We start from the raw sequence: 16194 nt of genomic DNA on the forward strand, positions 1-16194 counted from the left end.
TGAATATTGTAATATTATAAAATTATGTTCCAGATACGGGCGATTCCCGTTTTCATTCCGGAACGTTCCGGCAACGTTCTGTTTGTTTTTGTTCTTTCTCTGTTCTTCTCTGCTCGGAGGAAACAACAGACGCGCGTTTTCGTTGGCGACGAGAGACGGGAAATCGTTTTGTAAATTTCCGTTTTTTACTTCGTTTTGTTTTTCTTGGATGTTTTCCCAGGCCCATCTTTCGATGTTGATGTTTTCTAAAATCCGAATTCGATACGAATCTTCGCCCAATTCCCAGCTTGGAATATTATATTTATCTAATTCTACTATGATTTCCCCGTTTTTCTCCCGCGCCTCTGCTGCCGCAATCGCCAACGCCCATTGATTTGTTTCGCTCGCTTTTTCTTGGATTGGGATCGTCTCGGTATTTCCGGTTTCTTGTATGAGCTCTTGGTTTAAATTGCCCGTTGTGTTTTCTGGAGTCAGTTCTTGGTTAAAGTTACCGGCTGCGGTTTCTGAGATTTGTTTTTGGTTCAATTCAAAGGCTGCAACTTCTTGAATGTACTTTTGATTCAGGTCGCCGTTTTTAATTTTTTCGTTTCTTTTCTTACCTTTGGATTGCCCTTTAGTAAAAGGTCCAAATTCCTTGCCGGAGTTTCTTTCTTTAACCGATTCTTGCAATTTCTTCGACTTTTCCAATCGTTCTTCCGACGGAATACGTTGAAATTCCAATGCCTTTTCCAATTCAAAAGACGCTTCCATTTTAGATGTTAGTGAATAGGATTTAGGAATTAGGTTGTGTTCTTTCTTCAATCGTCTCTTAGATACGGTGTAAAGTCCTAACAACTCGTTGTTAGCCGCCGCTCGAAGATTTGATGTTAGGCGGTTCGGGATGAAATTTGGGTATGACCATACAAAAGTGACGATCAGAGCAATTGCAAAGATCGTTACTCCGCAGACTAATTGTGTCTTGCCTTGTATTTCTTTTCCCTTCATGTTTTTTTGAGGTATAGCCCATAACAAATATGAATTCCAAAATCCGTAATGGTCGTCACCCCCGGTCCGTTTCCAATATGGATTCCGATTTGTTACAGTGCAATAATTTGTGATTACTATAGATCAAGGCAATCACAATTTTTTAAAAAACTAGATAGTTTGTGAAACAAATGATTGAGGCTTATCTCAAAATCGGTTACGCTCGTTAAAAAATTGGTTGAAACCGGACTTCAAGTCCTTGGTGAGGCAAAATTCGGGCAAATCCTATTTTAAATCGGCGCGCTATCTCAAAAATTTACCTATAAACGGCTAAAACGCCGTTTTGAAACAACGGTTTGTTTTTTTGGTGTGAGTGGGGGAACGCTTATGTGTGGTTAGGCGGTAGACCTGATTCTAATTTTGCAAGCTCTAACTCTAAACCTCTAACATCTGACTCCTATCCACTGATCCCTAATACCCTGACATCTGATTCCTATCCACTGACCCCTAAAACATAGTCGCTAAATCGAGAGGGGACCAATTCCCTTTTTTTAATGTCTTGGTATGTGCTGGGCACAAAATTGCAGATACTTAAATGATTCCATGGTCTTTGAGATCCTTTTCACTGAGCCCGGTGATTCGAAGAATAACTTCCAGACTCAAATCTTCCGCAAACATCTTACGGGCGGATTCCAACTTACCTTTCTCAATTCCTTTCTCAATTCCTTTCTCAATTCCTTTCTCAATTCCTTTCTCAATTCCTTTCTCAATTCCTTTCTCAATTCCTTTCTCAATTCCCTTTTCAATTCCTTGGCGTTCGCCCGCTTCGAAACGAGCCGCTAAATCATACGCATAGTCACGATCCGTTTTGAGTTTCTCTTCTATTTCTTTGCGCTTCTTAGGATCGCTCGAATACTGTTCTAAGATCGTAAACGCTTTACTCAAATCGGGTGTCTTATCCACTAAGATGCTCATTTCTTCCTCCTTCAAATCCGAAGTATGTTTTAACACATACAACCAACTCTCCAAATCACTCTTTAAGTCTTTTACATCCGATTTAACAAACTTAGGAAGTTCTAAAAAATGAACCTCTATGTCGTCTGTGAGAGTTACGTCCGGATTTGCCTCTTCTCTCAATTTAAACTTACTATGAAAATTCTCGATGGGAATCAGATTAAAGTCAACTATATTTACCTGATACACATAGGAGGGGTTAGTGGATAGGAATTAGTGATTAGGGGCGAATTTCGGATAATTTACGTTTTAATTTTTCATTGTATTCAATATGTTTAACCTGACTTAGCTTCTTCGAAAGATAATACAAGCTCCTTTTCACGAAAGAACTCTGGTGTGCTACCTGAACTTCAACATGGAATATTTTTCCGTTTTCGTCTTTCGCTCGAATATCCAGATACGAACGTTTTTCGTCCGGAGACGAACTAGATAATTCCGGGTTTAAGATCGTGATTTCCCGGACTTGGTGTTCTTTTTCCGGAAAAAGAACACTGTTCAAGATCGATATCAATAACTTCGGCTCTTTTACAAAAAGGATCTTAAACATCAAGTCGTTCGTTAATGGAAAGAAATTAGAATTTGACATTGGCGCGTTTACTCCGTTTGTTTTTAAACTTACAACACGTCCTAAAGTTGTTGATAACAACGACGGCCTTCTTGAGTCTACTTTTACTTTATGAAAATGTAAAATTGGCAACTCAACGGAAGCGAGATAGGACAGGTTCTGATATAGATTATAATTTAGCGTCGAAAATTAGATAAATCTACTTTTCGATTATTCAAAGATTTTATTTTATGGATTTGTTCCCAAATGAATTTTTCAACAACTCTTATATATTGTCCGATCACAAACAACGGACGAACCTACATGAAACAAGAATATAATAACATTTGATTGCAGATAGTCGGAAACGCTTATTCTTAAATAATCTTCTTTGAGAACGACAAAAAAATACTACCGCGAGGATTCTTTAGCGAGCAAGTCGCGAAAGTTTTAAAATCGGAGAGAACGAATGAAACAACTTCAACTTGCAGTTTTTTTAATGCCTGACGGCCATTTTTGCGAATTTGCGGGAATCACTGCAAACGGTCGCGTATATCCTTTTTTGCAACTCTATCGAGAAAATCCGAATCCGGATAAATTCCAGAATCTATTCCCTCAAGGGCAACAAGAGGCAAGTCTTAGAGTTTTATTTTATTCATCTATGGGCAGATCCAGAATTATAAATTTGCGGGAGAATATGATTTTGAATTCCTGCGAACCGAAAATTCGAATTTATACGAACGACGGCAGGTCTGCCTATTTTGCCGGACGGATTTCGTATGACCTTCGTCTTTTTAAAAATGAAGACGGATTGTACGGACTCGCAAGAGAAAAGGACGCCGTTGTAGAAAATACTTGGGTCGAACGATATATCTGGGAAAACCCGTCTCAAAACGAAATCCCGGATATCATTTCGGTTTCCGACGACGAACCGCTCCCCGTATTGTTCGACGGACCGAGCCAGGAACAAAGAAGGATGTTGAATCGATTGGGAGGGAGAGAATGGATTCGACCTACGGATTTGGTGAAATATAAGAATTCTCTAAAATTGAACGGAGTCAAGGGACTGGAACTCATACCCGAAGTTTATCAGGCGGGACCGGCTCTTTGTATCTTCTTGGAACCTTTTTATAACGAATCGGAAGAATTGGGTATCAATGGGCGAATTTGTTTCGTTTACGCGAAACGGAAGAACGATCTATTTCCTTTGAAAAGGAAAAAACAATCCGATCATACCGAAGAACGACCCTCGGAAAAAGAACAGAGTCTATATGAATTCACCATCAAACAACATTGGGCTTCCGTCCGTAACGCCGTTACCTATTCGGAACATCCGAGCGGCGTCGTAATCAAACGATCCGTCAAAAAAGAAAACGCGCTTTATTCCCTGGAACTTCCTCTTCGGTACTCGGGATCTACGGGGGAATTTAAGATTCCGCCCAAAAAAGTTTCCTCGTTCTTTACGGAAATTCTTCCGGAGATACTTAAGAAAAACGTAATACTAAAACTACATCCCGACTTGGACGGAATTACGATCCGCAGAAAAGCTTCTTTTCAAATTCGAGAATCCTCCGGAGTGGATTGGTTCGGCGGAGGAATCCAAGTCGACGGTTTGGATTCTATGGAAAGTTCCGCGGTTTACGCTGCGTGGAAGGCCGGACGAAAATTTGTACGTTTACAAAAGCTCGGAATGATCGACTTAAAAAATCTCGCGTTTGAATCCTTGGATAAAACTTTGGATAGCGCCGGAATCGAATTGGACAAAAACGGCAATTCGTCCCGATTGAACAAAGGGCAGGTCATGGCGTTGGATCTGGACGGGGATTTAAGAGTCGCGAAATCCTTCCAGAAACTTAAAAACTCCCTAAAAAACGCATTCGAAAATAATAATATACAAGAACAATTTTCCCCCGGACCGGACTTTCGAGGCGAACTCAGAGACTATCAGAAAAAGGGGGCGCAATTTCTTTTCAATCTCCATTCTTTAAAAATCGGCGGGATTCTGGCGGACGAAATGGGATTGGGTAAGACGATCCAATGTCTCGCTTTCTTTTCTAAAATTTTTAAAGATTCTTCCAAAACAAAAATTCTTGTAATCGCTCCTTTAGCGGCGATAGGCGTCTGGGAAGAAGAATGCGCCCGTTTTCTACCGGACATATCCGTTCAAGTCTGGCACGGCTCCTCGCGAAAAGAATCAAAACTCGCTCGAACGGGAATTATTATAACCACGTACCAAACCTTAACTCGGGATATGGAAATATTCAATAAACTTAAATTTGCAACCATGGTTTTGGACGAGGCTCAAAATGTGAAAAACGCCGCAACCGATTCCGCGAGATCCGTTCGCAAAATCAAAGCCGGTTCGGTGTTTTGCCTAACGGGAACGCCTATGGAAAATCATTTGGATGAATTCTGGTCTCTTTTCGACCTTTCCTTTCCGGGGCTCTTGGGAAACTTGCGCTCCTTTCAAAGAAATTTTTCTCCCGCGAATATTCAAGAACTTCAAAAACGAACGGAAAAGTTTTTACTGAGAAGAAGAAAATCGGAAGTGCTAACGGACCTTCCCCCGAAAACAGAAATTAGAGTGTCCACGCCGATGGAAATCCGTCAGGCGAAACTCTACGAAAAAGCGAGACAGGAAGCGATTCTTACTTTAAAGTCGGCGGGATCGAATTACATCTTTGAACTCCTGCCCCAGCTTACGAGATTGAGAAGACTGGCTTGTCATCCGGATATCGGAATGGATAAAGTCGATCCGAAACAATCGGGAAAGATCAATCGTTTTCTCACAATGATTCGAGAAGAAATTCCCGAAGGATCTGCGACTCTTGTTTTCAGTCAATTTACGGACACATTATCCATCGTCAAAAACGCACTCGATCTTCTCAAAATCGAATACTTTTATTTGGATGGAAAAACTCCGCAATCTAAAAGAGTCTCTTATGTAAAACGATTTCAAAGAGGAGAAAGACGTTTCTTTTTGATTAGTCTAAAAGCGGGCGGCGTATCGCTTACTCTTACAAGAGCGGACACCGTGTTTCATCTGGACCCTTGGTGGAACCCGGCAGTAGAAAATCAAGCCAGCGATCGGGCCCATCGTTTCGGTCAGAAACAACCGGTCTTCATCTACAAACTTTTTTCGGAAGGTTCCATTGAGGAACGAGTTCTCGAACTTCAGGAAAAAAAGCGCAGACTGTTTGCATCGCTCCTTGATTCCGAGAAAGGCTGGACGGAGTCCAATATCAGCAGGGAAGAATTACGGGAATTGATCGGATGAATATTTAACGTGAGTTAGACGGTTGAAAGTTTGGGCGAATCCATCCCCGGTTTTTTCCTACGGAAAAAACCGGGGATGGACCGCGCTTTCAGCTATAGTCAATAAATTGCATGAAAGAAACGTAATACAATATATCGTCTTTAGTTTCAATTTATTGACTCCGCATCAATCGCTTTCGCATTTATTATACCGAGCTTACGTTAGGTACGATAAACTCGGGTTTTTATACACCGTAAGGTTGAGAGTTTTGTAAAATTCTCAACTATTGATTCCTATAATAATAGATACCGTAAATTTTGAAACGCATCTCGTTTTAAAGACAGGATTCCGGGTACTCTATTATAGCTCCGAGTAACGCCTCTTTTCGTTCGAAATAATCGCCGTTTATCTCAACTTCATCATTTCTTTTTCGACGGTTTCGCTACCATCTCGCGAACGGGAGTTCCTTCCACTTTGATGCAGCCGAAGAAAAAATACTGATACGATTGAGCCATCACTTCCGCGTCCTTCAAACCCGTAGCGCCCGGAGCCTGCGCCAATGCTTCACGCGTCGCCTCGGCGATACTGCCGCCATACCAGCGATACGGTAAAAAACTACAACTACGACCGCTTACCGTAGAACCGACCACCTCTAGATCCGCAGGAGCCTCGATCGAGTATCTTTTAAACTGTCCCCAATTGTAGGAGCAATTTACCGAAAATAACATTAAAATCAAGGTTATTGATTTTACGATTGTTTTCATGTTACTTTAAACTCCTTGCTTGAGCGCAATTGCTAAACGTCAATTTCAAACCCACGTTGGAAAGATCCGACTTGCCCTTGTTTACCAAATTGCGATTCATATCGTTCAATACATTCGTTGCTATAACTGGACAATCCTCGCCCAAAACTTCGTCCGAAAGCTCGCGCTTGTCGTCCGACGCGGGAACCATATAACCTACTTTACCGATCGTAAAGCAGCCTACCGTTAAGATCAAAATCGTGATCGAACACAAAATCTTATTCATTTTTTACCCCTTGAAAGTTAATTTAAAATCAAACGATTAATCGATCCCATTTTCCGAAATGAAGCTCGCGCTTTCATTCAGGCTTTTCGGAATCGACTCGGAACCGAACATTGACAATCGTTCAAACTGGAACGCTGTCAATGTTCGGTGAGAAATAACTAACGTGAGTTCGGCGGTTAAAAATCTGGGCGAATAAAAAACTCAATGTTGCTTTCCCTTGAGCGAGACATTGGACCTCTTACGTCACTCTAAACTCAACACAACGCTTCCTTAAGGCGCGTTGTGGATCGCAACATATAATCGCTTTCGTATTAGTAATACCGAAATTCACGTTAATTAAGAAGGTCCATCTAAACGATTTAACAAATCTTAACTTATGTTAAACTCAATAACCGCAATCGGTCGCCGCTTTACAATTGGAGTAGGTAGAGTAACAAGAGTTTGAACTTGGACAAGAAAACGGAAGTGCGGGATTATTACAACCGAGAGCATTTCCAACTGTGTTACAAGTCAGCAAACCAGCCGCCAATACGGTTACACTCGCGCTCTTTGTCAAGGTTACGGTAGAACCGTTCACTTTCATTTTTGCGGTAAAGGCGACCGTGCTCGCAGCCGCGGCTGTTGTCGGAGCGCCGCTTACGGCACCTGTTGTTGAGTTAAACGTCAGACCCGCAGGTAAATTCGTGGCGGTAAAATCGCTAAACCCACAGCTTGCGTTTTTTATCAACGTTTCATGAGTGGTACTACCAGCGGAGAATTGAATTCCAAGCGGATTAATTGCAGTTCCTACTTGTACATTCACACTCGACGGAACGTTCATTGTGACTCCGCTCGGACAATTATTTGAAAGCCCCTGAAGCAATAAAAGATCCGTGATCGTATTTCCGGTCAAACTGCCTTCGTCCTTTTTATCGTCCTCGCAAGAAGCGAAAACAAGAGTCAGCAATAGTAAGGTTAGCATTATTTTTTTCATACGTTTTGTCCTTTGTGGTTTAATTTAAAATCAATCGATCCCCGTTTCCGAAATAAAACTCGCGCTTTGATTTTCGGCTTTTGAAATCGACTCGGAACTCACTTATCGGTTTCTGAATTTTTATGTATTCATTTTTCTATATATTCCGCATTCCGTAAGTATCTTTCGCGTTTCCCATCATTGACACAAATCGAACGCATCCTCAATTCTGCAAATTTCATTCGGATCCGAATCATATGTTCCGCAAAACACTTACATTTGCAAAACTGCAAAACTATGTGATATCTGTCAATAAATACATCACATTTCTGGATAAAATAGAAAATTTGTGAAACAAATTATTTGATTTTATCCCAAAAATAGACATCCCCCGCCAACGCTTCTATTTGAAAAATTAGCGTCTTTTGCGATAAACATTCGATACAATGAAAAAATTATGGATTAAATTGAAAGATTACTCAGACTTGCAGAATATGGAAGTATGCAAGGACTGGAATGTTGAGGATTATTTAAAAACGAATGAGCGTAAAAAAATTCCGTTTTTAATCAGAAAACATCTGAACGAATGTCAAAAATGCCAGGCGGAAATCCTCGATTATTCCGAATCCAATACGATACCGGAATATCTTTTCGGTCGGCCTTTTGCTAAACAGAAACTTCTTTGGTTTGGAGCCGAGCTGGCCAATCTTGAAGATTTGCCTTCAACAAAAGAAAAGAAAAAGAAGGTCCGCGCCAAAGCTGAAGATTCAACGGAAGAATCGAATATCTCAAACCTAATTCTACTTTCGAACCGTTCGCAGTTTCTTTCGTTTTGCCATCGTTATAAAAAAGCAATTTTTATATTCGGTTATCTAGCTTTGCTTGCGCCTATGTTACAACTTGTATTTCAGATTTTTTAGAGGAAGTTTATGATAAATTTAGTTCGGCTCTTTGTACAAAGTAAATTCAGGATTCTGTATATTTTGCTCGGAGCCTCTTTATTGTTAGGCGGTTACTTTATTTTTTTAAAAGAATCATGTAACGGCAATTGTAAAAACGGATTCGGCTCGAAGGTTTATTGGGACGGAAGAAAATACATAGGCCAATGGAAAAACGGGGATGCGGACGGATACGGCGTATTGGTTGCTAAGGATCAAAAAATTCTTTACAGCGGCAAATGGAAGGAAGGAAAACAAATTTCGAATGAATCGGAAATACCGAAAAAAAAATAATCGTATCCATTCATACGGAGAACATTTTTCGACCAATCCATTTTCCCGATTTTGTCTTTACAGCGTGTCCCAAAACTTACCTGAGCAATCCATCATGTTAGTTTTAATTTTTACAAAGCTCACGATGATTTGAATTTAAGCGACACGCAATATTCCCTTCAAAAACGATTCAATGGAAACAAAAATCACGCAAAACCTTTCCGAATTCGTTTAACTAAACCAGATTTGAATCAAAAATTTTATCGAAAAAGCGTTCATAAGCAATAAACCGGGCGTTAGCCAAATTAAGATCGCCCTTCCTAAATTCTGATCATACTGTCCCGTAAAGGCGTGATAACATAACTTTCCCTCCCAAATCCAAGCTAACGATAAGGTTAATAAACTGATCGAGAAAAAAAACTTTAAAATATCGACGTTAATAAGGGAATAATTCAATGAAATCAAATCGTATCCCGCCGAAACGATAAAACTTGCCAGCAAAAGCGGAAGCGAAGTTGCAAGAGTCGTAATGAAGAATTGTTTGAATCCGACTTTGTGTTCCCCTATAAAATAAAGAATAGGAAGTCGAATCAACGTAAGCAATATCGGAATTAAAATCCAGATAGAAACATAGATCGCTTTAGCGATTAGGTTAAAAACAAATCCTTGATCCTGAGCGTAATTTTTTCGATTTTCTTCCACTTTGGCGTAAGCTTCTTTGGCGACAGTGACTTTTACCGGAGCAAACAAAGATTCGTGTAACGTTCTGGTGAACAGCAAAATAATCGCAAGGCCGATCAGTACGATCAAAAAATTCCTAGTGGATCCGTTCGATTTGGATGGATCCGTTTGCAACGGATAGACCTTAAAGTAATATTCCGGTCTGAATAAGACGTTCCTTAAATAATTCCATACTGTCATCGTGTCTTCCTCCTGAGTTCGGCAACTGTAAAACTCGTCCAATCGATGCCGTTTCGATAAACGCGGGTAATCGTATTTTTGATCGTGATAGGATATAAGAACCTGTCCCGAAACCGGGCCAGAACCTTGCAGCTTATACTTTTTGATAAAGTAAAATTAAGTGTTGGGACACGCTGTAAATATAACGTGATAAAGACGATCGGAGTAAAAAAACAAACTCCGATCAAACCGAGAATTAACGTGATGGAAACGGTCTTAAGCATCGCCGAGCCCGTTCCGAAACTGAATGCCGACGGCAAATAGAACAGAGTGATTAAGAGCCAGAGTTGAAAAAACTTTGTCAACAAAGTCTTTATCTTTTCCCTTAAATCGTTCGGTATCGAATCGGATTCGAATTTTTCTCCCTTATTTTTCCAAGGAGCCAATTCTTTTCTGAGTATAAACGCTTCCAAGATTCCCAACGCGCTGATGATAATCATGCCGATATAAACCGGAATGGTCAGAGGCAGGTCGACTAAATACATAACCGCAATAATGCAGGATAACGGAAGCGGTAGTATGGATAATAATAAGAACGGCTCTTTCAAGGATTCCAAATAAGAAGCGAGTATCATAAATAAAATCAAAGCCGCAAAACTCAGAATGAAATTCATTTTTTTCTGATGTTCTAAAACCTTCTGTAAGCTGTCGCTAAATTCGATTCTGTATTGTTCGGGGAGTTCGATTTGTTTTAGTTTTTCGAGTTTAGGAATGATTTCGGTCAAACTCATATCCGCAACTCTAAGACTAAACGACAAAACCCTTCTTTTATTTTTTCTATAGATTCTAACGGGAGTCGTGTCCCGGGTCAACGAAGCTATTTCCAAAAGAGGTACGGACCTTCCCTCCCCCGTGTAGATTTTGTATTCTTTCAGATCGGAAAACTGGTCCCGATATTTTGAATCGTATCGAATACGAACGTCCACTTCCCTTTCCTCCTCTATGAATTTTGTAGCGACCCCTCCTTGAATCCCGTAACGTACCAATCTTCCTATGTCCTGAGAACTGACGCCTAAGGATTCGCTTTTTGCCTTATCGATAAGAACTCGAACTTCTTCCCTAGGAGGTTTATACCTTAGCAAAACGTGTCTAACGTTAGGAAGTAACCCTTGCGCGACCGAAGAAACTTCTCTCGTGATCCGATCGATGGTATTTAGATCGTCGCCGATTACGTCGATCGTCACTTCCTTCAATAAGGCTTCGTCGTTGCTGCCCGAGAAATAGATAAAGGCGGGTTTGATGTCTCCTACGATTTCTTCCAATTCTTTTCCGATTTCATCCACGTTAGCTACACTTTCGTTAAACTTAACCACGATCGTAGATTTTCCGTTTTCAACTCTTGCGTTGACTTCCTTGATACTATACAATTCCGAAAGATTTTTCTCGATTCGTTCGGTTGTAGTATTGATCCTTGAAAAACTGGTTCCGGACGGAAACTCGACGTTTCCTATCAATTGTTTTTCTTCGACCTTATTGATAAATTCGTGTTTGGATATTAAATAAACGTAAATTCCGATTAAAATGGAAAGAATATAAACCGACAAAAACATACGCGGTTTTTTCCTGGAGTAGTCGATACATAACAACGTTCTTTGAATGATGTTGTCTTTTATCCGATGGACATAAAAGGATAATACGTTCGCTTTGGCGGCTAACGTTTTTACGAATTGCGGAACGGAAAAACCGCCGATTTCAAACTTTGACGACCCGGTTCGAAGCGTCGGTAATAGGGTGATCGAAATCAAAAAACTGATAAAAAAATTTCCGGATAAAACGAAACCTAACCCTCCGTAAATACTCTTGAGTTCTTTTGTGGCGAATAGGATCGGGAGAAATATCCCGGATACGAGAAGAATCGTGGTAAATATTTCTCCGGTGATCGATATTGCGTTTTTTTCGTAATCGGAAAACAATCGATTTGCGATAAAAACGCATAAACAACACCCGCAACTTAAAATCAGTCCGACGACCGTAACGAGATTATAATCGATCTTTAGGAAATACATAAAAATCGAACCGATAAAAAATTGACATACGAGTAAAAATGCGAATAGACAGGAGGATTTAAATTCTTGGAATATTAAGGAAGCTGCAATAATGAAAAGAAAAAATCCTATGAACGAGGCGAGGAAAAAATTTCCGATTGCGTTGACGACTGTTTCGGCTTGATCGTACGAAATTTCAAAGTTCAAACTTTCATTTTCCGCTTTTTTTAGTTCTTTTCTAAGCTCCTCGGAAATCGCAAGAAGATTGGCGGTTCCGGCCCGATAAACGTATATGCTTACCGTATTTTCTCCGTTGATTCTCGCGGCGGAATATTCCTCCCTGTAAGAAAAGCCGACTTTTGCGACGTCTTCCACTTTTACGAATTTACCGGAATCGTCTCTTCGCAAGGATAAGGATTCTATCTCCTTTAAATTCCTCATTCTTCCTTTTACATATACAGGAATTTGAACGGACCCTTCCGTAACTTCTCCGGGATTCTCGTTGTAATTCGCTTCTTGAAGTACGGATAACAACAAATTCATATCGACGCCGTATACGAGCATCTTCTGCGCGTCGCACGAAACCAAAATCTCCCTCGGTTTTCCTCCCGCGACTACGACTTCGCTGACGCCCGGAATTCCCTCGATGATTTTTTTGATTTCACGATCGGATCTTTCGCGTATTTCCATGATGTTTAAGGACGCGCTTTTAGGAACGATAATGAACGCAGGTTTTTGAGTGGGGTCGTATTGAAGAACGACCGGTTTTTGCGTTTCCCGAGGAAATTTATAAGAGACTTGTTCCACTTTATCCCTTATTTCCAGTGATTTAATCTCTAAATCCGCGTTCTGATCGAATTGAATATGTACTTTCGATTTCCCCTCTTCGGAAACGGAAAAAAGATGTTCAATTCCGCCTAACGTAGATACGGATTCTTCTATCGGTTTTGTGATGATCTCCTCGATCTTTTCGGGTCCTACGCCGAAATATTCCGTTTCAACGGTCAAACCGGGATAAGCCGCTTCCGGAAAAAGGGATATCGGAATCAATCGAAACGCGATCGCACCCAACAGTATCAAACTCAAAAAAATCATCGCCGTTCCCGTTTTATGATCGGCTACCCAACTAGTGAGAACGGACGGCTCCCGCCTTGGCTCGGGAACGGTCGTGTATTCCTTTAGATCGCTTTTTTTCTTGTTCTTTGCCATTTTAGAATATAATAAAATGCGATTGGAATGAGAAAAAGGGATAAAACGACCGAGGCGGCCAAACCGCTGATCACGGTTACGGCCATGGGAGACTGAAATTCAGTACCTTCTCCCAACTCAAGCGCGACCGGAAGCAGACCTAAAAGTGTGGTTCCGTTGTTCATAATGATAGGACGGAGTACGATTTGTCCGCTTCCGACGATCGCTTCCTTTAAGGAAACTCCGTCATGTTCGAGAATTTCGACATATTCGTAAAATAAAGCGGCGTTATCCACCACGATCCCCACGAGAAGTATGATCCCGGTAAATGAACTGATATTAAAACTGTTACCCGTTAATAACAACGCGGGTATGATTCCGATTAGGATCAGAGGTATCGTACATAACATGATTAAGGGAATTACGAGGGATTCGAATTGACCCGCGAGCAACATGTAAATCAGAACGACCGCCAAGATAAAAGCGAACAAAAGTTCCTTCATGGATGCGTCTATATTTTCCTTTTCTCCTCCGAAATGTATTTTATAACCGGCGGGTAATTTTAATTGTCCGATATAATCCTCGACCTCCGAAAGAACCACGGATTGTTTTACGTTTTCCACGTTAGCCGTAATTCTGTTCACTCTGCTCTGGCCTATCCTAAGAATCGACGCATATCCTTTCCCTTCCCGAATTTCAGCGGCCTGATTGAGGGATATCGCGTCTCCGGAAGGGGTGCGTATTAAAATTCTGGAGATATCCTCCTTATGTTTTCGATCGGATTGCCTGTAACGGAGTCTAACGTCAAATTCCTCGTCGTTGATTCGGAGACGTGTGGCTATCGTTCCTTTGAGTGCGGTCTTTAAGATACCGGCGAGATATTGATGCGACAATCCGTAAACGGACATCTTATCCTCGTCGAATCGGATTTGAAACTCCCGATTTTCGGATTCGAGACTGCTTTTGGAATCCGTCACACCTCGAATTTTCGCGATTTCATTCCTGATGTTCTCTCCGATAAAAGCCAAAGTGGCAAGATCGTTCCCTTCCACTTCCAATGTGATCGCCTTGGAATCGGGAGAAAGTATCTTGGAAAGCATGTCCTCTTCCGGATAAAAATGAACCCCGATAGTCGATCCGAATCGAATTTTCTCCCTAAACCGCCGAATGAAATCCTTCGTCTTCTCGGATCTTTCCGTCGAAAGTACCACGCGTACCTGCGCTTGATGAGTTCCGACTTCTCCTCCCGAACGAGATAGGATTTGTTCCTCGTCGTAGCCGATGTTCGAAATAACGTGTTTTACTTCCTTCTCTTTCAGAAGTTTCATTTCCAACTCTTCTACGAGCTTCGATGTGGAGGAAAGCGAGGAACCTTTGACGTTGAGTATTTCGACCTTAAACTCGCCCGTATCGACCTTGGGGATAAACTCCTTGTCCACGTACGAAATTAAAATCAGAACCACGGCGAAACAAATTGCAATCCCGGTAAAAAAACGTTTCGGTTTTCCGAGCCATTTCATTAACCCTTTCACAAATTGAGCGTCTATTGCGTTTTCCCAAATCGCGACTTTTTTAAAAAAGGACCATTGGTCGAAATTTCGGGACCAGACCTTATTTCCCCTAAGAGCGGATAACATCGGAATTAAGGTTAAAGAAACGGCCAAACTCACCAGCAATGAAAACGTGATCGTTAAAGCCATTTCACCGAAAACGACTCCGATGATTCCCTTTAAAAACACGATCGGCAAAAAAATGATCACCGTAGTCAACACGGCGGAAGTGATCGATCCGGCCACTTCGTTCGCTCCGGTTAAGGAAGCCTCTTTTACCGAAAGTCCGTTTCTAACGTGCCTTTCGATCGCGGCCAAAACCACGTTCCCCGAGTCGAACAACATTCCGATTCCCAAGGAAAGACCGCCTAACGTCATAACGTTGAGAGTCAAATCCTTGAGATACATCAGCAAAAACGTGGTGATAACCGATATGGGAAGTACGGTCAAAAGGATGAGCGGGCTTTCCATATTACGAAGTATGAATATAAGAGAAAGAAACGCCAGTATTCCACCGGAAATCAATTCACCGGTGATGTTATCGACGGATTGTTTTACGAATCTGGACTCTTCGTAAACGATATCGGCTTTGATTACGTTTTTATATTGTTCCTTGAGACGTTCCAGTTCCGTACGAACGGATTCGGAAACCGTTACGGTGTTTTTTCCGGATTCCTTATAGATGGATACGGTTACACATTCCTCTCCGTTGTATTTTGCGAGCCCTTTTCTTTCCTTATACCCTTCGCTGATTAGAGCGATGTTTCCCAAACGAACGGGAATGTTTTTATCGTTTTTGGATACGTTGGTCTTTTCGATTTCGCGAAAATCCCGATATTCTCCCATAGTTCTAATCAATACGTCGTGAGAGCCCTCTTCGATATGACCCGCGGGATAATTGATGTTCGAACTTTCGACCGAACCTTGGATATCTTTGATCGATATTTGATGGGCATACATGGAAGCCGGATCGACATCGATTAGAATTTCCTTTTTAAATCCTCCCGAGATTTGCGCTAAGGCGACGCCGTCCACACGATCCAAATAACTTTTAATTTCCCTTTTGATAAAACCTCTGAGTTCGTGTGTTCTGGATTTATCCACCGGAAAAAAAACGATTTCCTGAATCGCCGATTGGCTCGGGTCGAATTTCGTGACGATCGGTTTACCCGCGTCTTCGGGAAGTATCCCTCGAATCAGGTCTATTTTTTCCCTCACTTCCATCGCGGAATAATCGATTTTGGTTCCCCAACCGAATTGTAGAGTTACGAAAGAAACTCCCTCCATCGATTCGGATGAAATTTTTTCGATCCCTTTAACCGTACCGACCGATTCGGTTAAAGGTTTCGTAATCAGATTCTCCACTTCTTCGGGCGCGGCGTTTTGGAAGTTAGTAATCACTGTTAGGCGGGGAAATTCCATGTTTGGAAGTAGGTTCACCTCCAGGTCTTTCAGGGAAATCAGGCCGAGTAGAATCAGAAGCAGATAAAACATAGCCGTCGTTACCGGCCTGTCGATGGCTATCTTTTGAAGAAACTTCAC

General features: G+C 41.4%; 10 protein-coding genes and 2 pseudogenes. 3 read left to right on the top strand and 9 right to left on the bottom strand.

Annotation, left to right across the window (positions count from 1 at the left end; all coding sequences use genetic code 11):
• From LEP1GSC194_RS20825 to LEP1GSC194_RS23365, 3 genes and pseudogenes are all read right to left on the bottom strand, one after another.
• Nucleotides 1-750: hypothetical protein (locus LEP1GSC194_RS20825; RefSeq protein ID WP_020773030.1), on the bottom strand; the 750-nt coding region annotated here is incomplete at its 3' end.
• Between the two features lie 804 nt (nucleotides 751-1554).
• A pseudogene (locus tag LEP1GSC194_RS23360) lies at nucleotides 1555-2174 on the bottom strand (Rpn family recombination-promoting nuclease/putative transposase); the annotation flags it as partial.
• A gap of 98 nt (nucleotides 2175-2272) precedes the next feature.
• Nucleotides 2273-2563 (bottom strand): annotated as a pseudogene (locus LEP1GSC194_RS23365) (Rpn family recombination-promoting nuclease/putative transposase); the annotation flags it as partial.
• 427 nt (nucleotides 2564-2990) lie between these two features.
• On the opposite strand from LEP1GSC194_RS23365, the gene LEP1GSC194_RS07470 reads away from it, so the two are divergent.
• A complete protein-coding gene (locus LEP1GSC194_RS07470; protein ID WP_020773023.1) occupies nucleotides 2991-5798 on the top strand; it encodes a DEAD/DEAH box helicase in 2808 nt (935 codons plus the stop codon).
• Between the two features lie 398 nt (nucleotides 5799-6196).
• Here the strand turns inward: LEP1GSC194_RS07470 and LEP1GSC194_RS07475 are convergent, their stop codons facing one another.
• From LEP1GSC194_RS07475 to LEP1GSC194_RS07485, 3 genes are all read right to left on the bottom strand, one after another.
• Nucleotides 6197-6541 carry a hypothetical protein gene (locus tag LEP1GSC194_RS07475; protein ID WP_020773050.1) on the bottom strand — a complete coding sequence of 115 codons (345 nt, stop codon included), beginning with the start codon at nucleotides 6539-6541 and terminating at the stop codon, nucleotides 6197-6199.
• A gap of 1 nt (nucleotide 6542) precedes the next feature.
• The gene (locus tag LEP1GSC194_RS07480; protein ID WP_020773038.1) at nucleotides 6543-6806 is read right to left on the bottom strand and encodes a hypothetical protein; all 264 of its coding nucleotides are present in this window, start codon (nucleotides 6804-6806) and stop codon (nucleotides 6543-6545) included.
• Nucleotides 6807-7191: 385 nt separating this feature from the next.
• Entirely contained in the window at nucleotides 7192-7779 is a 588-nt protein-coding gene (locus LEP1GSC194_RS07485; RefSeq protein WP_020773042.1) for a putative Ig domain-containing protein, read from the bottom strand.
• 425 nt (nucleotides 7780-8204) lie between these two features.
• On the opposite strand from LEP1GSC194_RS07485, the gene LEP1GSC194_RS07490 reads away from it, so the two are divergent.
• Nucleotides 8205-8678, top strand: coding sequence for a hypothetical protein (locus LEP1GSC194_RS07490; protein WP_020773046.1), 474 nt, complete (start codon nucleotides 8205-8207; stop codon nucleotides 8676-8678).
• Between the two features lie 9 nt (nucleotides 8679-8687).
• A complete protein-coding gene (locus tag LEP1GSC194_RS07495; RefSeq protein WP_036041731.1) occupies nucleotides 8688-8990 on the top strand; it encodes a hypothetical protein in 303 nt (100 codons plus the stop codon).
• A 210-nt stretch (nucleotides 8991-9200) separates the two neighbouring features.
• Here LEP1GSC194_RS07495 and LEP1GSC194_RS07500 read toward each other — a convergent pair whose 3' ends face one another.
• The 3 genes from LEP1GSC194_RS07500 to LEP1GSC194_RS07510 are packed head-to-tail and all read right to left on the bottom strand — an operon-like array spanning nucleotide 9201 to nucleotide 16194.
• Nucleotides 9201-9890: a hypothetical protein gene (locus LEP1GSC194_RS07500; RefSeq protein ID WP_020773039.1), complete on the bottom strand. Its 690-nt coding sequence runs from the start codon at nucleotides 9888-9890 to the stop codon at nucleotides 9201-9203.
• The gene (locus LEP1GSC194_RS07505) at nucleotides 9887-13123 is read right to left on the bottom strand and encodes an efflux RND transporter permease subunit (RefSeq protein WP_036041733.1); all 3237 of its coding nucleotides are present in this window, start codon (nucleotides 13121-13123) and stop codon (nucleotides 9887-9889) included. The genes LEP1GSC194_RS07500 and LEP1GSC194_RS07505 overlap by 4 nt, the downstream gene beginning before the upstream one ends.
• Complete coding sequence (locus tag LEP1GSC194_RS07510) at nucleotides 13093-16194, bottom strand: efflux RND transporter permease subunit (protein ID WP_081605053.1); 3102 nt, start codon at nucleotides 16192-16194, stop codon at nucleotides 13093-13095. The genes LEP1GSC194_RS07505 and LEP1GSC194_RS07510 overlap by 31 nt, the downstream gene beginning before the upstream one ends.

It is taken from the genome of Leptospira alstonii serovar Sichuan str. 79601, assembly GCF_000347175.1.
In the GTDB taxonomy this organism is placed as follows: Bacteria; Spirochaetota; Leptospiria; order Leptospirales; family Leptospiraceae; genus Leptospira; species Leptospira alstonii.